The sequence below is a fragment of the Binatus sp. (SeqCode) genome (genome assembly GCF_035272065.1).
Classification (GTDB): Bacteria; Desulfobacterota; Binatia; order Binatales; family Binataceae; genus Binatus.
The window spans coordinates 1-25,649 of the sequence record NZ_DATEQZ010000057.1; the positions used below are offsets into that span (position 1 = coordinate 1).

General features: G+C 63.4%; 19 protein-coding genes. 12 read left to right on the forward strand and 7 right to left on the reverse strand.

Annotation, left to right across the window (positions count from 1 at the left end; translation table 11 throughout):
• The 6 genes from VJX68_RS10840 to VJX68_RS10865 form a co-directional block, all read right to left on the reverse strand.
• Positions 1-394: sterol desaturase family protein (locus VJX68_RS10840; RefSeq protein WP_324095705.1), on the reverse strand; the 394-nt coding region annotated here is incomplete at its 3' end.
• A 706-nt stretch (positions 395-1,100) separates the two neighbouring features.
• A complete protein-coding gene (gene selB / locus VJX68_RS10845) occupies positions 1,101-3,041 on the reverse strand; it encodes a selenocysteine-specific translation elongation factor (protein ID WP_324095706.1) in 1,941 nt (646 codons plus the stop codon).
• A 21-nt stretch (positions 3,042-3,062) separates the two neighbouring features.
• Positions 3,063-3,437, reverse strand: a complete 375-nt coding sequence (locus VJX68_RS10850) for a limonene-1,2-epoxide hydrolase family protein (RefSeq protein ID WP_324095707.1) — start codon at positions 3,435-3,437, stop codon at positions 3,063-3,065.
• A 12-nt stretch (positions 3,438-3,449) separates the two neighbouring features.
• Entirely contained in the window at positions 3,450-3,938 is a 489-nt protein-coding gene (locus VJX68_RS10855; protein WP_324095708.1) for an AAA-associated domain-containing protein, read from the reverse strand.
• Positions 3,938-4,696 carry an ABC transporter ATP-binding protein gene (locus VJX68_RS10860; RefSeq protein ID WP_324095709.1) on the reverse strand — a complete coding sequence of 253 codons (759 nt, stop codon included), beginning with the start codon at positions 4,694-4,696 and terminating at the stop codon, positions 3,938-3,940. The genes VJX68_RS10855 and VJX68_RS10860 overlap by 1 nt, the downstream gene beginning before the upstream one ends.
• 37 nt (positions 4,697-4,733) lie before the next feature.
• Positions 4,734-6,461, reverse strand: a complete 1,728-nt coding sequence (locus tag VJX68_RS10865; RefSeq protein WP_324095710.1) for an ABC transporter permease subunit — start codon at positions 6,459-6,461, stop codon at positions 4,734-4,736.
• 146 nt (positions 6,462-6,607) lie between these two features.
• On the opposite strand from VJX68_RS10865, the gene VJX68_RS10870 reads away from it, so the two are divergent.
• The 12 genes from VJX68_RS10870 (at position 6,608) to VJX68_RS10925 (ending at position 23,108) form a co-directional block, all read left to right on the forward strand.
• Positions 6,608-8,269 carry a hypothetical protein gene (locus VJX68_RS10870; protein WP_324095711.1) on the forward strand — a complete coding sequence of 554 codons (1,662 nt, stop codon included), beginning with the start codon at positions 6,608-6,610 and terminating at the stop codon, positions 8,267-8,269.
• A 140-nt stretch (positions 8,270-8,409) separates the two neighbouring features.
• Positions 8,410-9,096 carry a DUF2231 domain-containing protein gene (locus tag VJX68_RS10875; protein ID WP_324095712.1) on the forward strand — a complete coding sequence of 229 codons (687 nt, stop codon included), beginning with the start codon at positions 8,410-8,412 and terminating at the stop codon, positions 9,094-9,096.
• 33 nt (positions 9,097-9,129) lie between these two features.
• A complete protein-coding gene (locus VJX68_RS10880; protein WP_324095713.1) occupies positions 9,130-9,504 on the forward strand; it encodes a VOC family protein in 375 nt (124 codons plus the stop codon).
• Positions 9,505-9,843: 339 nt separating this feature from the next.
• On the forward strand, positions 9,844-11,076 hold the full coding sequence (locus VJX68_RS10885) for an LLM class flavin-dependent oxidoreductase (RefSeq protein WP_324095714.1): 1,233 nt from the start codon (positions 9,844-9,846) through the stop codon (positions 11,074-11,076).
• 123 nt (positions 11,077-11,199) lie between these two features.
• On the forward strand, positions 11,200-14,499 hold the full coding sequence (locus tag VJX68_RS10890) for a PD-(D/E)XK nuclease family protein (RefSeq protein ID WP_324095715.1): 3,300 nt from the start codon (positions 11,200-11,202) through the stop codon (positions 14,497-14,499).
• Positions 14,496-17,966 carry a UvrD-helicase domain-containing protein gene (locus VJX68_RS10895; protein WP_324095716.1) on the forward strand — a complete coding sequence of 1,157 codons (3,471 nt, stop codon included), beginning with the start codon at positions 14,496-14,498 and terminating at the stop codon, positions 17,964-17,966. Before VJX68_RS10890 ends, VJX68_RS10895 begins: the two co-directional genes overlap by 4 nt.
• Positions 17,967-18,199: 233 nt before the next feature.
• A complete protein-coding gene (locus VJX68_RS10900) occupies positions 18,200-19,297 on the forward strand; it encodes a ResA-like WAxxUGC motif-containing protein (RefSeq protein ID WP_324095717.1) in 1,098 nt (365 codons plus the stop codon).
• Between the two features lie 473 nt (positions 19,298-19,770).
• Positions 19,771-20,418 (forward strand): hypothetical protein, encoded by a 648-nt coding sequence (locus VJX68_RS10905; RefSeq protein ID WP_324095718.1) that lies wholly within the window; start codon positions 19,771-19,773, stop codon positions 20,416-20,418.
• A 10-nt stretch (positions 20,419-20,428) separates the two neighbouring features.
• Positions 20,429-20,935: a 6-pyruvoyl trahydropterin synthase family protein gene (locus VJX68_RS10910; RefSeq protein WP_324095719.1), complete on the forward strand. Its 507-nt coding sequence runs from the start codon at positions 20,429-20,431 to the stop codon at positions 20,933-20,935.
• A gap of 149 nt (positions 20,936-21,084) precedes the next feature.
• Positions 21,085-22,122, forward strand: coding sequence for a sigma-54 interaction domain-containing protein (locus tag VJX68_RS10915; RefSeq protein ID WP_324095720.1), 1,038 nt, complete (start codon positions 21,085-21,087; stop codon positions 22,120-22,122).
• A gap of 16 nt (positions 22,123-22,138) precedes the next feature.
• Positions 22,139-22,588, forward strand: a complete 450-nt coding sequence (locus VJX68_RS10920) for a response regulator (protein WP_324095721.1) — start codon at positions 22,139-22,141, stop codon at positions 22,586-22,588.
• Positions 22,589-22,739: 151 nt separating this feature from the next.
• Positions 22,740-23,108 carry a DUF4870 domain-containing protein gene (locus VJX68_RS10925; protein WP_324095722.1) on the forward strand — a complete coding sequence of 123 codons (369 nt, stop codon included), beginning with the start codon at positions 22,740-22,742 and terminating at the stop codon, positions 23,106-23,108.
• 114 nt (positions 23,109-23,222) lie between these two features.
• On the opposite strand, the gene VJX68_RS10930 is transcribed toward VJX68_RS10925, so the two are convergent.
• On the reverse strand, positions 23,223-25,373 hold the full coding sequence (locus VJX68_RS10930) for a mechanosensitive ion channel family protein (protein ID WP_324095723.1): 2,151 nt from the start codon (positions 25,371-25,373) through the stop codon (positions 23,223-23,225).
• Positions 25,374-25,649 lie beyond the last annotated feature (276 nt).

Below are 25,649 nucleotides of genomic sequence, written 5' to 3' on the forward strand. Positions count from 1 at the left end.
AAGCCTTGGTGAGGCTTTCGGCATCTAGGCCCGTGTGACTGATTGGGTAGTCACCGACCCGGCCCCGGAAGGGCTGCGACAGCATCCGGTCCAGACGCAGTTCGTGCAGGTCGCGGAACTGCTCGATACCGATAGTCATAGTGTCGTGACCGGCAGCCGCCTGCGCGCGATAAGCGGCATGATGCATCCGGTGTACACGCCACAAAAGCGGAACCGCGTGGAACATGACGTGTTGCAGGTAGATGACCAAATCAAGGAGCGCGACTGAGAGGATAATCGCGCACCAGCGAAAGGGCTTAATCTCGTTGAACAGTCCAAAGCCGCGCGTCTCGGCGACGAGTGCCAGGCCCAAGGCGGCAATGGGAAACAGAATGCGCACCGCAACCGTGTTCAACGCAGCAACCCCTAGATTGCCCGCCCACCGTGTCGTGCGAGACGCTGAGCGGATACGCCGCGGTGCGACGCTCTCCCTCAGCGCCATCACGACTAGAACGGCCGAAAAGGCGCTGAAGCGGATGAGATCCGCGTTCAGCACGGTAGCAATCCGAGGTGAGTGCTGTCGGCGCCTCGTCGCAGCGCGCTACCTAACCTAGGCAGCGTCGGGAGGGAACATCATCCGGCGTGAATGAAACTCGCGCGCGATGAAATCAACGAAGCCGCGGCGGATTGGCCATTCGATCCGATTGTCACGCCAATGCACACGTCCATCGGGACCCTCCAATTCGGAGCGCAGGTCGTGAATTTCCGCATGCCCGCAAGGTTCGGATGGTGCCCGACTACAAAGGCGTCCGATACGAGCCGCTCGAGCGGCGCACTGGTAGCGAATGTGAATAGCTTCAAACTGTCACCCGCCGGTACCTACTTGATTTCGGGGACGTGCTCAAGCTGCCTTTGCTGTTTGGCGCCCGGTGGTAGCCGCGAATCTCCCTGATCTTACCGCCGGCGATTTCGACTACTTCCGCCCCGATGGCTTCGATCGCCTGCCCGCTCTTAGTGAACGACCACTAGCAAGCTCCACGCTGCTGTCAATGGCCGACCTTGAAGGCTGGAACCGGGCCGGGCTCACAGTGACCAAGCAACTGGACGCCGAGTAACAGGGCTCAGGGAGATGGTTTCGGGAGGCGGAGGCGACGGGTGTCGCCTACTCTTGTGGTTACGCCGACATGGTCGAAGTGATCGAGAAGGGCGATTGCGAACTTGCGCGATGCGCCCAGCAGATCGCGAAATGTCGCGGCAGTTATTTCGGGATGCGTCTCGAGATATTTGACCAGGCGATCTTTTGCGGTGTCGGCGGCGGCTCGGCTGAAATACAGATCGGTCGCTATTTTCACGACGCGGTCTTGACGTTCCATCGCGAGCAGCACGGTTCTTAGATGCGGTAGTTGATTGGCGGGAAGCTTCAATGCTTCGGCTAACTGCTTGAGCTCCGGCGGTTGGAAATGCGCGCTGGTTAGCGCGGCTTCGATTTTCGCGCCGAGCGTTTCGGCGTCGCCGCCGAGTTGGACGCGATGGCTCTTCATGCGGACCACACTTTCTTCGCGCACGATTTCAGACTCATGGCTGAGGCGATCAACGATCGGACGGAATGCGCGCGCGCCGATTTCGTAGGGCAGGCGCGTGCGTAGCGCTTCCATCTCGAGGCCGGGCGACAGCGGCTCCGCCTTGTGATGCTTCTCGAGCGCGTCCAGCACGAAGCGTTTGAGTGTCTCCCATCTGGTCCGCGTAGTGAACGCTTCTTCGTCGCCAATCGACAGCTTGATGAAACGTTTCGCCTCGCGGAGTGCGGCTTCGGCCTCTGCGTCAGGGATGTTCATGAGGGTTGCGATCTTGGTCGGGCCGAGCGCGAAACTTTCCTGCAGATTGATGAACGCTTCGAGCGCGTCGGCGCCGGACGAGTCCCTGAGCATCCGTAGATTGGCGCGATAGGACTCGATTGGTTTGCGGACACGGCGGCCGAGCGGGTTCAACACAACCCCGCCGCCGAGGGTGCGCGAATTGGTCTCGTCGCGGATGACGAAGCGGTCGCCCGAGAGCGCGACGACGGGATCCTCGGTCACGAGCTGCGCGAAGCCGGAGGCTTTGGGCGCGATCGCGCTGGCGTCGTCGAGGACGATCGCGCGCGCGATCGTTTCAGCGGTGCCGACGAACAATCGCACTCGGGTGTTGCTCTTGAGCGCGCGCTTGGCGGCGGGGCGAATCTCGAGCCATGCGTCGAAGCGCGCGGTCCCGGAGTCGAGCCGCTCGTCGGCGAGCACGTCGCCGCGGGCCAGCTCGAGCTTTTCGGCACCGGTGAGATTGAGCGCGACGCGCTGGCACAGCCCGGCGCTCTCGACGGAGTCCGAATGCACCTGGATTGAGCGCACGCGGACCTCGTTGTTTGACGGCAGCACGCTGAGTTTCTGTCCCACCCGGACCTCGGCGCCCATCGCGGTGCCGGTGACGACGATGCCGTGGCCCTTGATCACGAACGCGCGGTCCAGAGGCAGCCGGAAGACACCGGTGGCGCGGCGCGCCTGGAAGCCGTCGAGCTGGCGAACGATCTCGGCGCGCAATGTGTCGAGGCCGAGGCCGTTGACCGACGAGACCTCGATTACCGGTGCGCCGGCGAGCGTAGTGCCGTCGGCGAGCAGTTCGATCTCGTCGCGCACGTCGCGAATCCGCGCGGCGTCGGCGAGGTCGGACTTGGTGATCACGAAGATGCCACGGCGGGTGCCGAGCAGATGGAGAATGTCGAGATGCTCCTCGGTCTGCGGCATCACGCCGTCGTCAGCTGCGATGGTGAACAGCACGAGATCGATGCCGTGGGCGCCGGCGAGCATGTTGCGGATAAAGCGCTCGTGGCCGGGGACATCGACGATGCCGGCGCGGGTGGCGTCGGGCAGCGTGAAGTAGGCGAAGCCGAGATCGATCGAGATGCCGCGCTCCTTTTCTTCCTTGAGGCGGTCGGTGTCCAGGCCGGTGAGCGCCTTGATCAGCGCGGTCTTGCCGTGATCGATGTGGCCGGCGGTGCCGATGATGGCGTGGGTGACAGTGGAAGCCATCTTGGGGTGGATGTTACATCCCTACGACATCTGCTTCGTGTACATTGCCATGTCGAAGTAGTCGCGCCATGCGCTGATCTTTGTGCCGGTTACTTCGAACACGCCTGCTACCGGCAGCGAGATCGTTTTGCCGTTGCCCAGGTCGAAGATGTCGACGCGCTCGTTGAAGACAACGTTGCCGGCGCTCGCGCTCTTCAGCACCTTGAACTGCACCGACTTGGCCATCGGCAGGAACATGTTGATTACGCCGCGGATCGCTTCTTTGCCCTTGGCCGGTTCCACCGGGATGTTGTGATAGACGGCGTCGTCGGTGAAGAAGCCGAGCAGTTCATCGACGTTCTTGCGCGGCCATGCGTTACAGAATTCGGTCACAACTTTTTCAGCGTCGGTTGCCATTGCGAGTTCTCCTTATTCGTTGTCGAGATAAAAGCGGTCCTCGTCCTTGTTATAGCCGAACAGCTCGGCGAAACGCCCCCAGTTCACCATCGTGATGAACTGGCGCTCCGGCTTTTCGCTCGGCAGCAGCATCGCGAGGTGTTCGAGCACGACTTCCTTGGTAAGAGACTTGTCCTCCTGGCCATGGAGCAGGCGGATGAAGTAGCTGAAGAGACTGTGCTTCTTCAACTGCTCGCGCACGATGAGTTTGCGCTCGTTGATCTTCGCCTCGAGAAATTGTTTGCCCAGCGGCTCGAGCACCGCGTCGCCAGCCGGAGTCGAAACCAAGCCGAGGATTTCCGCGGACTTCATGACCTTGAGCAAATCGCCGAATTTGAAATTGAGATCGCGCGCGATTTTGTAGCCGTCCTCGCGCCCGCCGCGATCCTCGAGCAATTCGAGCAGGCCAAACACCAGCGTCAGCCCGCAGTCGGGCAGCGGAGCTATGATCGGAGGCGCCATCAGCCGCGCTCCTCGATCATCGAAAACACCTTGTCGGTGAGCGCATTGAAAGCCTCGGTGCGGCGGTCGCGAGGCCTTGGCAGTTCGACCTTGAGATCCTTGACGACGCGGCCGGGTCCCGCCGCCATCACTATTATGCGATCGGCGAGCTCGATGGCTTCCTCGATGATGTGGGTGACGTGCACGATATTTTTCACGGGCATGTCTGGCGACTGCCAGATGTCGAGCAGCTCTTCGCGCAGCGTGATCGCGGTCAGGGCGTCGAGCGCGGAGAACGGTTCGTCCATCAGGAGCACCTTGGGCTCGACGGCGAGCGCGCGGGCGAAACCGACGCGCTGCTTCATCCCGCCGGAAAGCTCGCGCGGATAGGCTTCTTCGAAGCCGTCGAGTCCGACCTTGTCGATATAGATTCCGGCGCGCTTTTCGCGCTCAGCCGGCGGCAGTCCCTGTGCTTCGAGGCCGAGCTCGACGTTGGCCTTGACCGACAGCCACGGCAGCAGCGCGAACGATTGGAACACCAGCGCGCATTCAAGATTGATCCCATCGACCTGGCGGCCGCGGTACAGCACCTGCCCGGAAGTCATCGGCACGATGCCGTTGATGATGCGCAGGAGGGTCGACTTGCCGCATCCCGAGGGGCCGACGATCGCGACGAACTCGCCCTCCTCGACGTCGAAGGTGATGTCGTTGAGCACCTGCAGCATGCCCTTCGCATGCGCGAAACTTTTCGAGATGTTCTTGAGCTCGAGGAAGGCCATGGGTCAGATGAGTCCGAATCGCACATTGTAGGACGCGTCAGTAGTCCAGCCTGTAGCGTTCCGTGGCAAGGTTGTACAAGGGCCGCCACATCAGCCGGTTCAACAGTAGCACTACCGCTATCATTGATAGCAGGCTCAGCAGGATCATGACGCCGTTGCCGGACTTGTAGGTGGCGGCATCGAGCAGCGAGCCAATTCCGAGCACCTGGTAGGTCTGGCTTTTGTACACGAAGTATTCGGACAGGATCAGCGCGTTCCATCCCCCGCCCCACGCGGTGATGCTGCCGGTGATCAGCGACGGCGTCACGGCCGGAAGAATCAGCTTGCGGCATCGGTGGAAGCGGGAGAGCCCGAACGCGCGCGCGGCTTCCTTCAAGTCCTCGGGCACCTGGTTGATGCCGGCGAGCAGGTTGAAGAGCAGGTACCATTGCATGCCGGTCAGGATGAGCAGGATCGACGCGAGGTTCATCCCGCCGATAAACTCGATCACGAAGATTACGATGATCGGGAACAGCGCCGTCGCGGGCATCGAGCCGACAATTTCCGCGATCGGCGACAGGATGCGGTTGAAGCGCGGACTCTCGCTGGCCGCGAGCGCGCAGGGCACCGTCCATGCCAGCGAGATCGCGTACGCGATCGTCATTCGAATGGTCGAGAAAACGATAGCTTCAGGAATCTGCTTGGCGTCGGACGGCCACGGCTGCGAGAGCGTTCTGACCAGGGCGAGGAAGCCGCGGGCCAACGCCCACAGCATGAAGATCACGATCGCGGAGATCACCAGCGTTCGCACGATAGCGCCCGCGCGCCGGCTTTGTTCCGGAGTGAGCTGCGGGCCGCGCGGGATCGCGTTCAGCGTGCGGCCAATCAGCCGAATCGGAGGCACCAGGACCGATCGCAACGCGCGCGTGACTGCCGGGCCTACTCCGGACAGCGCGTCGAACATCCCGAGAGATTGCACAGCGCCGGACGACGCCGCGAATTCGTACTTGAACTTTTCCGCCCACGTGGACAGCGGCTGCCATACGATCATGTCCATCGCGACTATGATCGCGAGCAGCGCGAGAAGTCCTGCGGCGAGATCGAAGCTGCGTCCTTTTTCGGCGGCCTCCCACAAAAAACTGCCGAGCCCCGGCAGCCGGTAGCTGGCTGGACCGACTGTGATGATTTCGCAGGCGATGAGGAAGTACCAGCCCGCGACCCACGACAGGATCGAGTTGTACACCAGCTTCGGCACGCTGGCCGGCAGCAGCAGGCGCTTGAACTTGAGCCATCCGCGCCCGCCGAACGACTCGAGCGCGTCCCTGGAGTCGTCGGGAATCGTTTTGACCGCTTCGTAAACGCCGAGCGCCATGTTCCACGCCTGGCTGGTGAAGATGAGAAAAACGGCGGCCATCTCGACCCCAAGGCGGCTGCCGTGTGCAAGTGCTACGAAAAAATAAACCGCGGCGGGGAAAAATCCGACCACCGGCACCGACTGCGCGATATCGATGGCGGGAATCAGGATGCGCTCGTAGAGCCCGCCGCGCGCCGCCGCCATGCCATAGATGATCGAAAAAACCAGCGCGATGATGTACGCGGCGAGCATCCGGTAAAACGAGCAGAACGCGTAGTATGGGAGATGGCGGATCGAGATGGGGACGCTGTGCGGAATGAGATGCTGGGCGTGGCTGCGATACGCGAAGAACAGCGCGATGATCGCGGCGAGCGCAAGGAACGACAGCGTGCCGTTGACCAGGCGCCGCGGATTTATTTTCGTGCCGAACATTTTCGCAAGACCCGAAACCCCAAGCATAGCCGCGCCCCGGTTTCGCTCAAGGGCAAACTGCATTTCGGACAGATTAATTTTCGGCCCGCCAGCGTTGACAACGCGCGGTCCGGACAATAGCGAAGTCGCAAGAGTGGAAGACAATAGTGGCGGAAGCAGACAGAATTCCTGACGACGAGTGGCGGCTCGACGACAAATCAGTCGAGCGCATCGAGCAGGAGCCTCGAGCCGCGCCGGCGACGACCGGGCTCGCCGCCAACCTGAGCCACGAGCGGCTGGCGCGCGCGGTTTACGTCGTCACGGCGGAGCATCTCGCCTGGTGCCTGGTCGCGTCCTACGCGCTAATCACGCGCATCGCGGCTCTGGGAGCGCGTCCGCTGGACGCAGCCCAGGGAGCGGATGCGCTTTCGGCGTTCGCGCTGGCGACGAGTGGCCGCGACGCGCTCGCCTCGGTGGACGCGACGTGGGTCACAATAATTCAGGGCTGGATCTTCGCAGCGGTGGGCGCGTCGGATGCCAATTCGCGAATCGTCGTGATGCTATGCGGCCTGCTGCTCATTGCACTCGGATTTGCGATGCGGCCGATACTGGGACGTGCAGGCTCGCTCGCGTTCGCCGCATTGATCGCGGTTTCGCCGAGCATGACCTATTTTTCGCGCGGCGGTTCGACCGCGATCGCATCGGTCGCGTTGATGATGATCGCGATCGTAATCGCAGAGAGTGTTCGCCGGCGTGCGAGCCTGCCGCGGGCGGCTGGGCTGGGCGCCGCGATCGCAATGTGGCTCAGCGCCGATCCGATCGGCTACCTCACGGCGGCCGCGATGATTGTATCGATGATTGCGGTTGGCGCCGTCGACGCCATGCGACTCGACCATCGGCGCCTGCGAATCCGCGTATGGTGGGAGCGGCGCCGCGCGCTCGTCATCGTCTGTACGATCGTCGCGTTCGTCCTATGGCTCCTGCTGACGACGGCCTTCTTCACCCAACCGCTCGTGCCGATGCTCGATTACGATTTGCATGCCGCCTTCGCTCCGCCGTTGATCGCCTGGCATCGCGCGGTTCACAGGCTGATCCCGATTTTGTTGTTTTACGAGTTTATTGTCGCGGCGCTCGCGATCGTCGGCGTGGCGGCGATCGTCTCGGGACGTATTGGGGGCCGCTTCGCCGCGTGGTCGGTGGTGTGGGGAATCGTCAGCCTCGCGATGCTTGCGTCGGTCGGCGAAAATTCCGCGGACGCGGTCGTCGCGATCGTTGTGCCGCTGGCGATTCTCGGCGCTTTCGCGGTAGATTGGATGCATCGGACGGCGCAGTGGAACTCGATTCGCTACGCGACTGCGGCGGCGGTCGCGCTGACGCTGTACGTTCAGCTCGCCACCAATTTCGTGTATCCCGCGCCCGATACGAGTGAGGCGCCGTGGAGCCGGCACGCGCTGTTGTTCTGGTCCGAGCCTGCCACCTCGATTCAGACGGCGCGCGAATGCGAGCGCGTGCTAAGTGCGGTGCCGGCCAGTGGGAGTGCGATGATTCCTGACGACGCGCCGCAGGTGCAGTGGTACTTGCGCGATCTCGCGCTGACGGATTCGGTCGCCGAAGCGAACATCGTCGTGGACATCGGCGTCACGGAAAGCGGCGCGGTCGCCGGCAACCCTGAGGCGACGCACTTCGGATTCGAAGAATGGTGGACGCCGGATTTCCGCACGCTGACTGCGGCACGCGCGCTCACGTATTTCTTCACGCAGCGAACGTGGAGCGACGTCGAGATACGGGATCTCGAAATCGAAGTGTCGAAAACTGGCAAACCTTCGTGAATTGTTCGCCCCTCCGTCCGCGGCAGATTTGCGTGCGGACCTATGCTTTGCGATAAAATGCACAGGCCGCGCATCGCGCCGTGCAATTTCCGTTTCCGTCGCCCGCGCGTATCGCATCCCGTTCAATTCAAGGAGCATCGATGGACGCTGTCGTGAAATTCCTGCAACCCTACCAACTGCATCCGGTCGTCGATCACTTCTCGGTTGCTCTGCTCTTCGTCGCGGTGCTGATCGATCTTGTCGCGAGCGCCGCCCCGAATCGCATCTGGCTTCGCTACACCGCCCTGACGCTGATGATTTTGGGCGCTCTTGCGGCCGGTGGCTCCTTTGCCACGGGCGACATGGAGGCCGACCGCATCTGGAATGCGCTGGGTCAGCCGGCGCGGGAGGTGTTGAAGCGGCACTCGGAACTCGGCGAGTACCTCGCGATTACCTTCGGCATCCTGGCCCTGTGGCGAATTCTGATTCAGGCGTTCGGCTTCATGGCGGGGTCGCGCGCGATTTATCTGATCGTCGCCGTCCTCGCGATTGCGACGTTGGGTTACTCGGCGCATCTGGGCGGCGAACTCGTGTACGACTACGGCGCCGGCACGGCGCTGATGGCGTCCGCAGCGGTGCCGTCGGAAGCCGCGAGTCCCGCGTCGGCGCCTACTTCTTCGGGACCGCTCCCCACTGTGTCCGTGCCGACTCCCCAGGCATCGTCTAGTGCACCGCCGGTTCCAGCTGCGTCAGCATCCAACTCGACGGAATCGCCGAAGCCGGGCAGCATGCCGACCCCCATTCCTACCGTTCAACCGTCGGCCGCGCCGAGTGCAGCGAGCATGTGATGCGATCGAAGGCGGGAAACCAAGGAGCGCCACATGGTCAAGTTCGATCACATGAATCTTCCGGTCACCAACTACCAGGCTTCGCGCGATTGGTACGTGCGAAACTTTGGCTTCAAGATTGAATTCGAAGTCCCCGATCGCAAAACCTCCGCAATCCAGGACGACGCCGGCTTCACGATCTTCCTCTACGAACAACCAGCGCAACTCTCCGGCGCAAAATGCTCTCTCACCCTGCGAGTCGACGACGTAGATTCGAAATATAAAGAGTTGCAATCGAAGGGCGTCCCATTCGTGAATCCACCCGGAAAATATTTCTGGGGCTACGGCGCCGAACTCCGAGACCCCGACGACTACCAGCTACTCCTATGGGACGAAGTCTCAATGCGAGAAAAAGGCGGCTCGAAATAGCGACCTCGCACGCTTGCATCTCTAAGCCCGGAACCCTCACCCACCGGCGGCTGCGCCCGCCGCCGCCTCTCCCGTATAACGGGCGAGGGTAAGATCCCGACGCCTGGCTTCAATCCCCAAGGAACCTGAGAGCGAAATGTCGTCCGCGACATCTCGCGCTTAGACTTCTTCCTGTCACTGGGTGCAGGGGTCACCCCTGCCCAAGGAGGTGTGGAACCCACGGTGGGTTCCACATTCAATAAACCGATTTACCCTTCCCACTCCTCTGTTGCGCGCTCGCCTCGCCCTGCGGTAACACTCGTTCAGAACTGAACGAGCGTTACCGAATTGGAGGCCGTCGTGGACAATCGACTCGGCTTTGGCGTTTTTCTCGCTCCGCATCATCCGATCGGCGAACATCCGATGCTCCAATTGGAGCGCGACCTCGAACTGGCGACCCTGCTCGACGGCCTCGGCTACGACGAGTTCTGGGTCGGCGAGCATCATTCGGGCGGATGGGAAACGATCGCGTCGCCGGAAATGTTCCTCGCGGCCGCCGCGCAGCGCACCCAGCGGATCAAGCTTGGCACCGGCGTCGTCTCGATCCCGTATCATCACCCGTTCACCGTCGCGCAGCGCATGGTGATGCTCGACATGCTGAGCCGCGGGCGCGCGATGCTCGGCGTCGGACCCGGCGCGCTGCCGTCGGACGCGTTCATGCTCGGCATCGATCCGATGACGCAGCGCGACCAGATGGACGAAGGTCTCGGCGTGATCATCCGGCTGCTCAACGAGCGCGAGCCGATCACTGTCGATGGCTCGTGGTATCGGCTGCGCGACGCGGCGTTGCACCTGAAGCCGCTGCAAAAGCAGATGCCGATAGCGGTCGCCTCGATGATCTCGCCGGCCGGAATGAAAGCCGCGGGCAAGTACGGCGTCGGCGTGCTGTCGGTCGCGTCGTACATGCAGGAGGGCCTGACCGCGCTCAAAACGCAGTGGAGCTTCGCCGAAAGCTCCGCCAAGGAACACGGCAAGCAGGTCGATCGCGCGAACTGGCGAATCGTCATGCCGTTTCATCTCGCGGATTCGAAAGAGCAGGCCTATCGCGACGTCGCCGACGGGCTCAAGCGCTGGAACAACGAGTACGTGGTGGGAATCCTCGGCCGTCCCGACGGCAAAGATTTCGAAGACGGCCACCAGGCCGCGAAGTTCATGGACGAATTCGGCGGCGGAATCTTCGGCACCCCCGAAGACGCGCTCGAAAAGCTCGCGAAGCTGCAGGAGCTGTCGGGTGGCTTCGGCACGATTTTGAGTTTCGCGCACGACTGGGCACCGCGCGAAAAAATGTGGCGCAGCTACGAGCTGCTCGCGCGCTATGTGATGCCGCGATGCCAGGGCCTGCTCGATTCGATCGACGCGAGCGCCGCCCGCGTCACCGCCAAGAAGCAAACCCTGATGGCGGCCGCTACAGGCGCAATCATGAAGGCGATCAGTTCCGACAAGAACGCCGCTGAAGCGATGGCGACCACGGTGGCGGGCCCGTTCAACATCGCTCCCGCGCAAAGCGTCGAGACCGCCCGCCCCGGCAAGTGAAAGAGTAAAACCCGCTGACAACCGTTGTCCGCGCTGTGGAAACAACCCGCGCGGCCTCTTGCGAGATCCGAGCGCCGGAGCAGACGATAGAGATGTGGCGTGGCATCGAGCCGCGCCGCGCCGATGCCAGCTTCTCGTGAAATCATAATCTCCGAACGCGCCGCAGAACGCATCGCCGCCGCCCGCGCATGGCTCGAGTCTCAGCCGTCGGCCGCCGAAATCCTCGTGATCGCCTCGGTCAAGGAGGCCGCCGACGACCTCGTGCGCGCGTTCGCGCTCTCGCGCGGCGCGATGCTCGGCGTGCATCGCATGACGCTCAACCGGCTGGTCGGATTGCTCGCCGCCGAAGAACTCGCCGATGCCGGCCTGGCGCCCGCCGACGGACTGGCGGCCGAGGCGGTCGCGGCGCGCGCCGTCTTCCGCCTGGCGCCGTCGGGAGCACTCGCGCATTTCGCGCCTGTGCTGAATCTGCCCGGCTTCCCGCGCGCACTTGCGCGCACGCTGATCGAGCTTCGATGGAACAACATCGCCGTTGACGAGTTGCGCGTACTCGGCGCGGTCGGCGAGGCGATTGCCGCGACGCTCGCCCAGTTCGACGCCGAGCTGGCCGAAGCGAAACTGATCGATCGCGCCGGGATGCTGAAAGTCGCGACCCGCGCCGTGCTTGGAGGCGCGAGCGAGCCGCCGCGCTTCGTCGGCCTTCCGATCCTGCTGCTCGACGTTTCCGTGGACAGCGCGCTCGACCGCGACTTCATCGCTGCCCTCGCCGCGCGTTCGCCGTCGATTCTCGCAACGATCCCCGCCGGCGACTCGCCCGTTCAAACGCTCCTCGAAGATGCGCTCGATGTCCGCGCAACTGCGCTATCGCCGACCGTGGACGAAAACATCGCCCCCTCGCTCCAGCGTCTCCAAAGTCATCTGTTCGCGGACACAGCCCCGCCGGAGCGCAACGTGGACGAAACCGTGAAGGTGATTTCGGCGCCCGGCGAGATGCACGAGTGCGTCGAGATCGCGCGGCGAATCGCCGCCGAGGCGCGGCGTGGCATACCCTTTGATCGAATCGCCGTGCTGCTACATGACCCCGTTCGCTACGCGCCGTACTTGCAGGAGGCGCTCGCCCGCGCCGACATCCCCGCATACTTCGCGCGCGGCACGCGGCGCCCCGAGCCCGGCGGTCGCGCGATGCTCGCGCTGCTTTGCTGCGCCGCGGAAGACCTCTCGGCGCGCCGTTTTGCGGAATATCTTTCGCTCGCTCAAGTGCCCGATCCCGATCGCCCCCGTGTCGACGAGGCGACGATCGGCCCCGACGCGGAACTCGCGCCCGCGCCACTTGAGTCGGATCTTGAAGTCGAGGGCAACGTCGCCGCAGGCGAAAGTGCAGGTAATGCCGCCACCTCCGATTTCGTCTCTGATCCAATTCCGGTCATCGATGGAACGGCGCGCGCGCCGTGGCGATGGGAGCGGCTGCTCGTCGACGCCGCGGTGATCGGCAGCGCTGAGCGTTGGCGCAAGCGGCTGGCGGGTTTGGGCAACGAGCTCGTGGCGCGGCGCAAGGAAATGGCCGACGACGACGCGCACGCGGCGGGCCTCGAACGGCGCATTCTCGACCTCGCGCATCTCGGCGAGGTCGCGATGCCGATTCTTTCGATGCTGGAGGCGGCGCCGCGCGATGCGACTTGGGGCGACTGGCTCAAATTTCTGCGCGGGCTGGTTGAGCTCGCGATTCGCGATCGCGAAGCGGTGCTCGCAGCGTTGGCCGAGCTCGAACCGATGGCGCCCGTCGCTCCGGTCGGACTCGACGAGGTGCGCCTGGTGCTGAACGATCGGCTCGGGCGGCTGGAAGCTCCGCGGCGTGTGCGCCGTTATGGCGCGGTGTTCGTCGCGCCGCCGAATCGTGCGCGTGGCATGGAGTTTGACGTCGTTATCGTCCCCGGTCTTGCCGAGCGGATGTTTCCGCGCAAGCTGACCGAGGATCCGATCCTTTCAGATGCGGCGCGCGCGCGGCTGAGTCCGTATCTCGCGCGCAATGAACGGCGGGTCGGCGCGGAGCGGCTCGCCTTGAGAATCGCGGCGGGTGCGGCGCGCGAACGTGCATTGTTCTCCTATCCGCGCGTCGATCTCGATCAGGGCCGTCCTCGAGTGCCGTCGTTCTACGCGCTTGAAGTTCTGCGCGCTGCGGAGGGACGCCTGCCCGGCTTCGATGAGCTGGCGAATCGCGCGTCGTCGCAGCCGACGACGCGGCTTTCGTGGCCGGCGCCGGCGAATCCTGCAGACGCGATCGATGACGCGGAATTCGATCTGGCGGTGCTCGACAGGCTGGTTGATGCCGATCCGGATACGACGACTGGCGCGGCGCATTATCTGCTCACTGCCAACGTGCATCTAGGGCGGGCGCTGCGTGCGCGGGCGCGGCGGTGGCTCCGGCGATGGACGCCGGCCGACGGATTGGTCGATCCGGACGCGGCGGCGCTGGCGGCGTTGGGGAAGCATCAGTTGAGCGCGCGTTCGTACTCGCCGACTGCGCTGCAGAATTTCGCCGCATGCCCGTATCGATTTTTTCTGCAAGCGGTCCATCGGCTGGAGCCGCGCGAGGAACCCGAGGCGATCGAGACGCTCGATCCGCTCACGCGCGGCGGCCTGTTCGCGGAAGTCCAATACGAAATTCTGTCGGCGCTACGCGAACTCGACGTGCTGCCGGTCACGCCGGAAGATTTGGACGACGCATCCGCGCTGCTTGATGAGCGGCTCGACGAAGTTGCCGCGCGATGGCATGAGGATCTCGCGCCGGCGATCGAGCGTGTGTGGCTCGACGGAATCGAAGGTATCCGCGCCGACTTGCGAGAGTGGATGCGGCGCGCGGCTGAGGATCCGGATCATTGGCGCCCCGAATGGTTCGAGCTCGGCTTCGGCTTGAGCGATCGCGCGCAGGCGGATCCGCACAGCTCGTCCGATCCGGTCGCAATCGACGGCGGTCTTAGCCTGCGCGGTTCGATCGATTTGCTCGAGCGCGATCCGGCCGGACGCATTCGCGTGACCGATCACAAGACCGGGAAAGTGCGCGCCGAGAAGAACTTCGTGATCGGCGGCGGCAAGACGTTGCAGCCGGTTTTGTACGCGCTCGCGGCCGAACAGGTGCTCGGCGAGAAGATTTACGCCGGGCGGCTTTACTACTGCACGGCGGCCGGCGGCTACGAGGAGCGCGTCGTTGAGATCAACGACCCCGCGCGGGAAGCGGCGCGAAAACTTGTCGCGATAATCAAGGAGTCGCTGGAAGCGGGATTCTTGCCGGCCGCGCCGGACGCTCGCGAATGTGACTGGTGCGACTACAAGCGCGTCTGCGGCCCGTACGAGGAACGGCGCTCCAAAATCAAACCACAGAAACCGCGGCTGGAAGCTCTGAAGCGGCTGCGGGCGATGCCATGACGCTCGTCGTGACTCCGACGATCATATCCGACCAGGCGGTGCGCGACCGGATTCGCGACGACCTCGATCTCACGCTTGTTATCGAGGCGGCGGCGGGCACCGGCAAGACCACGGCGCTGGTGAATCGAATCGTGTCGGTGATCGGGTCGGGGCGCGGCGAGCTGGCGCGGATCGTCGCGGTGACGTTCACCGAGAAGGCGGCCGGCGAGCTGAAGCTACGGCTGCGCGCCGAAATCGAGCGCGCGCGGCAAGGCACCGAACCGTTGAGCGAAGCACACGCGCGCTTCGACCTGGCGCTAAAGCAACTTGAAGAAGCGCGAATCGGAACGATTCATTCGTTCTGCGCCGACCTGCTCCGCGAACGGCCGGTGGAGGCGAAAGTCGATCCGATGTTCGAAGTCGCGCCCGAGGATGTTGCGGGCGAGATGTTCGACGCCGCATTCGATCGATGGTTCGAGCGAATCCTGAGCAATCCGGGCGAGGGCATGCGCCGCCTGCTGCGGCGGCGCGATCTGTCGAATCGCACGGGTCCGCGCGCGATCGCGCGCCAGGCGGCGCTCGAGCTGATGAACTGGCGCGACCTCGATTCGCCGTGGATGCATTCGCCGCTTCAGCGCGACGCCGAGATTGACGCGATAATCGCTGAGGTCGAAGCGCTCGGCAAACTTGCCGAACTCGGCAAGGACGACGATTGGCTCGCGAAGGGCCTCGACGCGATCGCGCGGCCTGTGGCCGAGGCGACGCGGCTGGAGGCAGTGCGCGGGCGCGACTACGACGCGCTCGAGTCGGTATTGATCGGCCTTTGCAAGGGGCGTCGCTGGGATTGGAAGGGATACGGCGGCGGCTTCGGCGCAGTGACCCGCGAGGATGCCTTTCGCCGGCGCGCCGAGCTGCGCGCGCGGTTGGAAAAGTTTCGCGACGATGCGGGCGCGAATCTCGCGCCTCTGCTGCGCGACGAACTGTGGCCGATCGTTGGTATCTTCGAAGATATCAAGCGCCGCGCTGGACGCCTCGACTTCCTGGACCTGCTCCTGGTCGCGCGCAACCTGGTTCGCGACAACCCGGCGGTGCGCGCCGGGCTGCAGAGTCGCTTCACGCATATTTTTATCGATGAATTCCAGGATACCGATCCGCTGCAGGCTGAAATCCTGCTGCTGCTCGCGTCCGCCGATCCGGCCGAGACCAACTGGCTGAAGGTCAAGCCGATCGCCGGGAAATTGTTTATCGTCGGCGATCCGAAACAATCGATTTATCGATTCCGCCGCGCCGATGTCTCGCTCTACCAGGGCGTGAAACAACTGCTGCTGATGCATGGCGCGCAACTCGAATATCTGACGGTGAGCTTTCGCTCGACGCCCGCGATTCAAACCATGGTCAACGCCGCCTTCGCGCCGCTCATGAGCCAGGAATCGGGCACCCAGCCGGCGTATGCGCCGCTGATGCCGTATCGCGTCGAGCCCGGGGCGCAGCCGTCGATCGTTGTGCTGCCGGTGCCGGAGCCGTACGGCGAGTATGGCCGGGTCGTCAACTGGAAAATCGACGAATCGCTTCCCGAAGCGATTGCCGCGTACGCGCGATGGCTGGTGTATGAAAGCGGATGGACGGTGACCGAACGCGACGCGCCCGAGATGCGCGTGCCGATTCGCCCGCGGCATATCTGCATCCTGTTTCGCCGCATGAATTCGTTCGGGCGCGACGTGACGCGGCCGTACCTGCGCGCGCTCGAGGCGCGGCTTCTGCCGCACGTGCTGGTCAAGGGCGGATCGTTCAACGAACGCGAAGAGGTAATCGCGATCCGCAATCTGTTGGGAGCGATCGAGCGGCCCGATGACGAGTTGATTGTGTTCGCGGCATTGCGCGGGCCTGTGTTCGCACTGTCAGACGCGGCGCTGCTCGAATTCCGCATGACGCTTGGCAGCCTGCATCCGTTTCGCAAACTGCCCGACGATCTCCCAGACAGTCTGAAGGAAGTGAAGGGCGCGCTCGAGGTGATCAAGAATCTGCATCGCGGGCGGAATCGACGGCCGATCGCGGAGACGCTCGCGATGCTCCTGGCTGAGACGCGCGCGCATGCGGGATTCGCGATCTGGCCGACCGGCGAGCAGGCGCTGGCGAATATCATGCGAATCATGGACCAGGCGCGGCGTTACGAAGCGCGCGGCGGGACCACTTCGTTTCGGGCGTTCGTCGATGAGCTCGAAGCGCGCGCGGAACGCGACGAGGCGAGCGAGACGCCGATCGTCGAGGAAGGGACCGAGGGCATTCGGATAATGACGGTGCATCGCGCGAAGGGCCTCGAGTTCCCCATCGTCATCCTGGCCGATATCACCTGCAATGAAACTCGCGCCGACGCGTCGCGATATATCGAGCCGGCGTCCAAGCTGGCCGCGATGGAACTTGCTAGATGCGCGCCGCGCGAGCTGCAGGAGAATCAGGCGCGAGAACATCAGCGCGACGAAGAGGAAGCGATTCGCCTGCTTTACGTGGCGGCGACGCGCGCACGCGATCTGATCGTGGTGCCGGCGGTTGGCGACGACCCCCAAGAGAGCGACGGCTGGCTCGCGCGGTTGAACCCCGTCGTCTATCCGGCGCAGGCGGAGCGGCGCGCGCCAATCTCGACGCATCCGCTGGGATGCCCCGAATTCGGCGACGACAGCGTGCTAACCCGGCCGCCGAAGGCGCCGGGCAAAGTGAAATCGGTCGCGCCGGGATCACATCGCGGGCAACGCGGAGACCATCAGATAGTATGGTGGGATCCGCGGCTGTTGATTCTGAACGTCGAAGAGAAGATGGGACTGCGGCAGGACAAGCTGCTGCAGGCCGACGAGAACAAGCTCGTCTCAGACCGCGGCGAAAAAATGCACGCTGAGTGGAGCGCGAACCGGGCGGCGATGCTCGTGGCGGGAACGACGCCAAGGATAAGCGTCGTGACGGCAACCGAGCTCGCGCTCGCGGCACCGGCGGACGGGCCGGCGTCCGGCGAAGCCATCGCGATCGAAGAGACGCGTCGCGACGGTGGCCGGCCTCATGGCAAGCGCTTCGGCACTCTCGTGCATCTGATGATGCTGCGTGCGCCTTTTGACGCGGACGCGCGCGCGCTCGGCAGGATCGCGGCGAGCGCGGCCAAGATGATCGGCGCGCCGGAGGAGGAAGTCGTCGCCGCAGTCAAGGCCGTAGATGCGGCGCTCAAGTCTCCGCTGATGCTTCGGGCCGGGGCTGCGCCGACGGTGATGCGAGAATGTCCGCTGATGATCCGGCTCGAAGACGGTACCGCGGTCGAAGGGATCGCGGATCTCGCGTTCGCGGCGAACACTGCGGCTGGCGCGGCCTGGACGGTGGTCGATTTCAAGACCGACGTCGAAGTCGCGGCGCGGCTCGGCGAGTATCGCGCGCAGATCAGGTTCTATGTGCGGGCAGTGAGAGAGAGTACGGGGCGGCCGGCCAGCGGTGCGATATTGTGGATATAGAGGAAGAGGAAATCACTCTGCTTAATGTGAAACCCGCCTGGGTTTCACGCTTCCTCGGGCAGGGGTGACCCCTGCACCCAATGTCAAGAAAGGATGCGGGACTTCGTCCCTGTTAGAAAGGGTTGAGGCGCAGGGATCCTAACCTCTCCTTGGACAATGAGAAGTTGGGATGCGGAGTGTTTTGTGCGGGTCGCGGGTTTGTGGTGAAATCTGGGCGCGAGGGTTAACTAACGATGGCTATCGATATTATATTCGGCGAACGCGATACGACTGGCGTCGATGCTGGATCGAACGGCGGCGGGTTGTGGCTTGGCGGCGACGACTTGAAGCGCGTCAGCGGATGGGAGTTTAAGCCGCAGGGATTCTGCAAGGGCGACGTCTGTTTGCCGGTGCCCGACGCGCGCAGGAGCGAGTTCGTCGCGGGAGGCCGTTACAATCTTGCGGCGCTGGCGAGTCTGCTTGGACAGCCGGTCGTGACGGACGCGGAGCACCATGCATGGTGCTTCGGCGAGGCTGCTGCTGGGAGAAAGCGCGTACTGACTTCGCTCGCCGCGCCGGATTTCAGTTTGCCCGATCTCGACGGCAAGACGCATTCGCTGTCCGAGTATCGCGGCAAAAAAGTCTTGGTCGTTTCATGGGCGTCGTGGTGAGGATGCCGCTTTGACCTGCCAGTCTGGCAGGCGCTTTACGAAGAACTCGGACCGAAAGGCTTCGTGCCCATCGCGATCGCATTCGATAGTGGCGGCAATGTCGTGACCGAGTCGTGGATCAAGGCGGCCAAGCCCACCTATCCATGCCTGATCGATCGGCGGCATCTTGTCGCCGAGCTTTACGACATGGTCAACGTGCCGACCGCGGTCTGGATCGACGAGCGCGGCAAAATCGTGCGGCCGAGCGAACCCGCCGGCGTCACGGACGCATTTCGAAAGATGAACCGAACGAACCTTTCGATTCCCACCGACGCGATGAGCGAGCTGCAGGCCAAGCGGAAGGCGTACCTCGACGCGCTCCGCGACTGGGTGGCGCACGGAGCGGCGAGCCGCTTCGTGCCTGGCGACGTGGAAGTGCTCAAGCGGATTCATACGCCGGATGACGCTCAGGTCCGCGCGGCGGCGAATTTCAGGCTCGGCGAATTTCTGTTCGAGCACGGACACGCCGAGGCGGCGCAGAAATATTTCGAGGAAGCCAAGCGGCTGCGCCCGGAAAGCTGGAACTACAAGCGGCAGGCATGGGCGCTCGAGGATCCGATGAAGGCGGGCGGTCCCGAATTCTGGGCGGCGGTGGATTCGCTGGGGGAAGGGAAGTATTACCCGGGCGCGGAGGACATATAGGAAGGGTAAATCACTTAATTAAATGTGAAACCCGCGGTGGGTTTCACGCTTCCTTCGGCAGGGGTGACCCCTGCACCCAATGTTCTGAAAAAGATGTGGGACTTCGTCCCTGTTGGGACGTTTTTTGTGTCATCCTGAGCGAAGCGAGTCTTTGCCTCGCCCGTTCGTCGGGAGAGGCCGACGCGCGTCCGCGCGCGGCGGGTGAGGGGCCAAATTTTCCGAGATTCTGAGAATCAGTTTTGCACCAGCGCGAGATACTAGTCGTCGGATATGGGTCGTTGCTTAGCGGCCGTGGTCTGAATAGAACCCCGCTTGTCGCGCGTGATGCGCATCCGGTTTCGATTCACAACGCACGGCGCGGACTTGCCAAGTGGTCCAGTCATGGAAGCTATTTGGCTATGGATGTTGAGCCGGTTGATCGCGCAAAGCCGATCTCCGCATCTATTGGACTAGATGGTGCTGGAATCGGTGGTTTGCTCCTGGCGTTTGATCGAGCGGATGCGCGCAAAATCGCACGACGGGAGGACTATAAGCCCGATGCGTTCGGGCGTTTGATTGAGCTTGCCGAGCGCGCGGGTATGCCGCTTGGCGAGTACCTCATGGAAATCGCGAGCGATACGAATTTCGATTTGCTCGCGTACCGGGGCGCGCTGCGCACGATGCTCGACTACACATCGCCGGGATATATTTTCCATCCAATTGAGATTGATGATGGACGTATCGCGATAATTGCGATCGGCTCGGGATTTGACGGCAGCGGAGACCCGGAGGTTGTCTCGCGACGCCGGGAATTCGGGATGGACCGGCTCCTGTCACTCGAGGAGTCGATCCGAGCCGAGATTCCAGGGTTCGATCGTGCGGGGCAGATTGGATATTACGCTGAGTGTATTCTCGGCGGGTTGCATGGGCTTGATATCGGCGACCTTGCGGCGGGATTCGATGCGGAGGCGGGTTGGGCGCGCGACCTGGCGGCGCATCTCGGGCCGCTCGCGCGCGGCGAGCGCGAGCGGTTTATCGAGGCGACCTCGCTCGACGCGGCGCGCTACGGCGAGCGGTTTCCGACTCGGCGCACATCGAGCCTAGCGGCGCTGCTGGAGCTGGCGGGAGTAGTGCAGGTATAGGGACGAGCCGATGGCGACGAAGGCGAAATTTTCAATTCATGTCGCGAAAGAGAATCTGAAATTTTCGGCCGCGCATTTTATCGCCTACCCGGGATTTCGCGAACCGCTGCATGGCCATAATTACCAGGTCGGCGTGTACCTCGAGGGGCGGCTGGCGAAGACCGGTTACGTGATCGATTTCGGGTTGATCAAGAAGCTCACCAAGGAGATCGTCGACCGGCTCGACGAGCGCACGATCGTTCCGGGTAACAGCGATTGCATGGCGATCGACGGACCCAAAAACGGCAGGGTGAAAATCCGCTACGAGAAAGACGAGTTCGTGCTGCCCGCCGCGGACGTGTGTATCGTGCCGCTGGTGCATAGCTCGGCGGAAGAACTCGCGCGGTACATCTGGGACGAGTTGGCGGCGGCGCTGCGGGCGCGCGGTGCGCTTAAGGAAGTGACCTCGATGGAAATCTCTGTGGCCGAGGGGCCGGGACAGTCCGCGCACTATCGCAACTCGACGGACGGCGTCTGATAGCGTTCTCTGCGTAACAATTTCAGCGGGTTTGCTTAGTCTAATCTGCTCACTGGCAGTCATCGTCCTGTCAACTGCGGGCGCGTCGTGCGACGATTGCGCACGTAACGCGGCGGTCTTTCTTCGCCGCTCACGGAGCAAAAACCAGATTGGCATTGCAGCGAAAATTCGCGGAGGCTGAGGCGCCTTTCGCAGTTGAACGGGCGCTCGTCGGCGAGCATCCGGCGATAGTGAAGCTGCGCGCGCTGATCGAGCGCGTCGCGCCGGCCGAGGTGACCGTGCGGATCACAGGCGAGAGCGGCACCGGCAAGGAAGTGGTAGCGCAGGCGATACATGCGCTGTCGCCGCGATGCAATCAGCCGTTCGTGCCGGTGAACTGCGCGGCGATTCCGCACGAGCTGCTCGAGTCCGAGATGTTTGGGCATGAGCGGGGCGCGTTCACGGGCGCGGCGGGCTCGCGTCACGGTCTGCTGACGACGGCGGATCGCGGCACGATCTTCCTGGACGAAATCGGCGAGATGCCCAACGGCTTGCAGGCGAAACTTCTGCGCGTGCTCGAGGACGGTGTGGTGCGTCCCGTCGGTGCGGACCGGGCGACGCGGGTCAATGTGCGGGTGATCGCGGCGAGCAACGTCGATCTCGCCGAGGCGGTGGCGCAGGGCAAGTTTCGCGAGGACCTTTTCTATCGGCTGCAAGTCGTCCCGATCGTGATTGCGCCCTTGCGCGAGCGGCGCTCCGATATCCCGCTGCTCGTGGAGCACTTTCTGGAGCGTATCCGCGAGCGCCCGCCCGGGCGCGAAATCGCAATCAGCCGCGAGGCGATGGTCGCGCTATGGTCGTACGATTCGCCGGGCAACGTGCGCGAGCTCGAGAATATGGTCGAGCGGCTGGCGATCCTGTGCGAGGACTCAACTATTGACACCTCGATTCTGCCGGAGAACCTGATGGCGAGCGCGCGGCCTGCGACGCCTCCGATTGCGGTCAATCTGAAAGGCGGCGGTCTGAACCTGAACAACTTGGTACGGGAATTGGAAGGTAGATTGATAAACGACGCGCTCAAACAAACCGGAGGGAACAAACAGGCGGCGGCGCGGTTGCTCGGGCTCAAGCGGACGACATTTTCCGCGAAGCTGAGGCGCTGCGGCGTGATAGCTCCGGCGTCTTTGGACGAAAGCGAGGAAGGCTAGACGGGCAGGGAATTGTATGGATGAAGCAATCAGGCCGCCACAGATAATGGTGGTTGACGACGATCAGGACACTGTCGCCATCCTCGCCCGCCATCTGCAGCGCGAAGGCTTTGTTCCAATAGAGGCCAGCTCCGGCGCACAGTGTCTCAAACTGGTGCATGAAAACGAAGTCGATGTGATTCTGCTCGACCTGATGATGCCCGATATGGATGGCTTCCAGGTCGTCAAGGCGCTTCGGGACAATCCCGTGACGGCGGAGATTCCAATCATTATGATCACCGCGCGCGACGATCTGGATGCGCGCGCCGAGGGGATGCGCCTGGGAGTCAGCGACTTCCTGGCCAAGCCGGTATTCCGTCGCCAGCTCGCCAGCCGCGTCCGCGCACAGCTCGAGGTGGTCGAGACGGCGCGCAATGCGACCGCTGCGATGGATCGCCTCGAGGCGGCGAAGCGACGTTCACAGTAACACGATCGAGAAGCCTGCCCCGCCGCAGTGCGCGCGCTGCATCGGCGCGTTGCGATCCCCTGACGCGTTCGACTACAAATTAGTGGCCGGTGCTGGTACCGGGTTGATCTCGCTTCCAGGTCATCGGTCGAGATGAGAGGAGGAATTCGCGATGGACGGTGATAGCCGAAAACCGCAGGCCAACATTATCGCGGCGCTGACTTACCTGCTGGGCTTCGTCACCGGCTTGATTTTTCTCTACCTCGAACCATACAACCAGGACGAGTACATCCGCTTCCACGCGCGTCAGTCGATTGGCTTCTCGGTTGCGTGGTTTGCCATCGCCGTCGTGTTCGGCGTTTTCATCGCAGTGCTGCCGCATGGATTGGGGGCGCTGCTCAATTTCATTTTGACACTGATCGACATCGCACTCGCGGTGTTCTGGGTGGTCCTGATGTACAAGGCCTACAACGGCGAGCGCTACCGTATTCCCGAACTGGCCGACATCGTCGACAGCATTGCCGGTACTCCCCCGGCGTAGCTCTCTGTCTCCTCTCCCTGTTAGGGAGAGGATGAAGGTGAGGGTCCCTATACAGCGCGCATTTTTCGCACGCGATTCAAGATTCTGCCCTTAAAAAAGTGCGCTCCGCGAAATCTACTTATTTGCGCGCGTCGTGCCGGCGGATTTTTCTTCGCCGGCAGTCGCACTCGGCGCATCCGCGGCCGCCTGCCCGTTGGCGTCGGCCGGCTGCTCGGCGCCATCTTCGCCGCTCGCCGACGGTGGGACCTGCGACTGGATGTTCGCGCTGCCCTGCGGCGCGAGGCGCAGGCTCGGCTCGCGGTTAATCGCGTCGAGCACGCGGCGCGAAATTTCGTCGGTGATTTGCGGAGCGCTGTAGGTCTCGGCGGGATAGCGAATGACTATTTCCAGCCCGGACTGGCTCAGGTGCAACCGGCTCTGCGGCTTAGGCGTCTCGAGCATGATGTTGAGGTCGCGCTCGAGATGCCGGTAGTCGCGCATCACGCGGTCGCGATAGCGTGCGAATACTTCGTTCACGGCGTCGAGCAGCCGCTTCTCCGCCAGCCGGTAGTCGATGTCGGGCGCGAGCGTGAGCCGCACCTCGTTCCATACGAAGCTGGTGCCGGGCGCCTGCTTGAAGAAGTTGCCTGACGGCTGAAACACGATCGCGTTGGAGAACACCGCCACGCGGCCGGTGGGCTCGCGATGCGTCCCGGTGCCGCCGAGTTCCATCAGTGAGAGTTTCACCAGCCCGATATCGATCACGTCCCCGGTCACGCCGCCGATTTGCACACGGTCGCCGGCCTTGATTCCGAAGCGCCCGATCAAAAAGAAGTAGCCGGCAATCGACAGGATCACGTTCTGCAGCGCGACGGCGATACCGGCGGCGGCAAATCCAACGACGGTGGCGGCCGAGCCCAGCTCGTCGGCGAAATTCACCATCACGACGACTACGATGATGATGCCGAGCACGAGACGCCGCGCCGCCATCACCTGGCCGCGGCGGCGGATGTCGGTCACGTAGCGATTGGTCAGCCATCGCCACACGATCGAGCCGAGGAAAATGATTAGCAACGAAGCGCCGAGCACGATCAGGCGGATCAGCAGGCTGCGGAATTCTCTTTTCCAGCGCTGTGAGATCGCGTCGTGCCAGCGGCCGAGGTTCTTGGTGTAAATCCCCAGCAGCACGATCTGCTTGCTGAGCGGCAGCGCGGACGCGCTCAGGAGTCTGTGCTCGTCGAGCAGATTCTCGAACGCTTGCTTGCGGTCTTTAAGCGAAGCGATGTCGGCGGCGCCGGCGCCCTGAGCGAGTGCGTTGCCGCGCGCGTCGAGCGTGGTGATCAAGGCGAGGATCGAGTTGCGGACGCCGGCGGCCCGCGTCGATAGCGCTTGCGCCAGCGCGCGGTTCTGCTCGAGGGCGTCGAGCTTGTTGCTGAGCGCGAACAGTTCGGTAACGAGGCCTAAAATCCCGGTGGGCTCGGTGCTCGCCGCCAGGGCGGTCTCGGCCGGGGCAAGCGTTTTCTTGCTGCTGTCGGAGATCGAATGCTCGAGCTCGTCGATTTGAGCGATCAGTCCGGCGTTCTGATCGGGCGCCGCACTGCCGCTTTCGTACTGCGCGAGCGCGTTGAGCGCCTCGACACGCGCCTGGTTGAGATCGAGCTCGTTCTGCGCGCCCTGGATTTCGGACGCGATCGCGTTGCGCTTGGCCGCCGGCGCTTTCGCGAGCTGCGCCTGCAAATCCTTGATGCGCGCGCGGAGCTTGCTCGCCGCGGCGTCGAGCGCATGCAAAGACTGCGTTACGTTGCCCAGCCCGGCGGCGCCGGGCGCAACCGCAGGTGCAGCCGCAGTACCAGCGGCGGCGGGCTTCGAGCCGGCCTTGGCGAGGTACGCCGCCTGCGCGCGCGCGTACTCGAAGGCGAGCTTCAGAACTTCGCCGGCTGTCTGGCGGTCATCGGCGAAGAAGAGCGTCTCGTCGGGATCGCGCACGAGCTGCGCTTCGACGCCGAGATGCCCGTACCAGTTGATTACGTCGCTCAGGTACGAAATCACGGTGTGCGCGTCGGGCCGCGATGCGGCCGCGGCCGTGCTCACGGCCGCGGGACTCGCCGCCGCCGCCGGCTGCGGCGCGGCAGCCGCAGCGACGCTCGGCGCCGCCGATGCGCCCTGCGACGCAGTCGCAGGACCCTGCGCAGATGCGGGCGCACTGGCGATCGCGATCGCAATCGCGATCGTGGCGGCGACTATTCGCGACGATCCCGACTTTTGGATCAGACGGAAAAGAGGCATTTCACACTACATATAGTGGTTTGATAGGAAGCTGCCGCTATGGCTAGTTTCGTTCCGTCAAATTCGAGATCGCAACCGGGCGTTCTTCTCCGGCCGGTAAAGAGACTTTGGCGGAGCGAGGGTTAGAGGAGCACATAGGCTCGACAGTCTAGCAGGTCTGCTGCCGCGCGAGCAGGCTTAGAAGTTCATCCCCACGGATGGATGAGGACGTGCGGCGCAAACGGACAACCGCGCCGCAAAATTGTCCCCCACCCTCGCCCTCCCCCGACGAACGTG

Coding starts and splice junctions, on each gene's coding strand:
- selB (WP_324095706.1), bottom strand. CDS start 3,041: ATGGCTTCCACTGTCACCCACGCCATCATCGGCACCGCCGGCCACATC.
- VJX68_RS10850 (WP_324095707.1), bottom strand. CDS start 3,437: ATGGCAACCGACGCTGAAAAAGTTGTGACCGAATTCTGTAACGCATGG.
- VJX68_RS10855 (WP_324095708.1), bottom strand. CDS start 3,938: ATGGCGCCTCCGATCATAGCTCCGCTGCCCGACTGCGGGCTGACGCTG.
- VJX68_RS10860 (WP_324095709.1), bottom strand. CDS start 4,696: ATGGCCTTCCTCGAGCTCAAGAACATCTCGAAAAGTTTCGCGCATGCG.
- VJX68_RS10865 (WP_324095710.1), bottom strand. CDS start 6,461: ATGTTCGGCACGAAAATAAATCCGCGGCGCCTGGTCAACGGCACGCTG.
- VJX68_RS10875 (WP_324095712.1), top strand. CDS start 8,410: ATGGACGCTGTCGTGAAATTCCTGCAACCCTACCAACTGCATCCGGTC.
- VJX68_RS10880 (WP_324095713.1), top strand. CDS start 9,130: ATGGTCAAGTTCGATCACATGAATCTTCCGGTCACCAACTACCAGGCT.
- VJX68_RS10890 (WP_324095715.1), top strand. CDS start 11,200: ATGCCAGCTTCTCGTGAAATCATAATCTCCGAACGCGCCGCAGAACGC.
- VJX68_RS10895 (WP_324095716.1), top strand. CDS start 14,496: ATGACGCTCGTCGTGACTCCGACGATCATATCCGACCAGGCGGTGCGC.
- VJX68_RS10910 (WP_324095719.1), top strand. CDS start 20,429: ATGGCGACGAAGGCGAAATTTTCAATTCATGTCGCGAAAGAGAATCTG.
- VJX68_RS10920 (WP_324095721.1), top strand. CDS start 22,139: ATGGATGAAGCAATCAGGCCGCCACAGATAATGGTGGTTGACGACGAT.
- VJX68_RS10925 (WP_324095722.1), top strand. CDS start 22,740: ATGGACGGTGATAGCCGAAAACCGCAGGCCAACATTATCGCGGCGCTG.
- VJX68_RS10930 (WP_324095723.1), bottom strand. CDS start 25,373: ATGCCTCTTTTCCGTCTGATCCAAAAGTCGGGATCGTCGCGAATAGTC.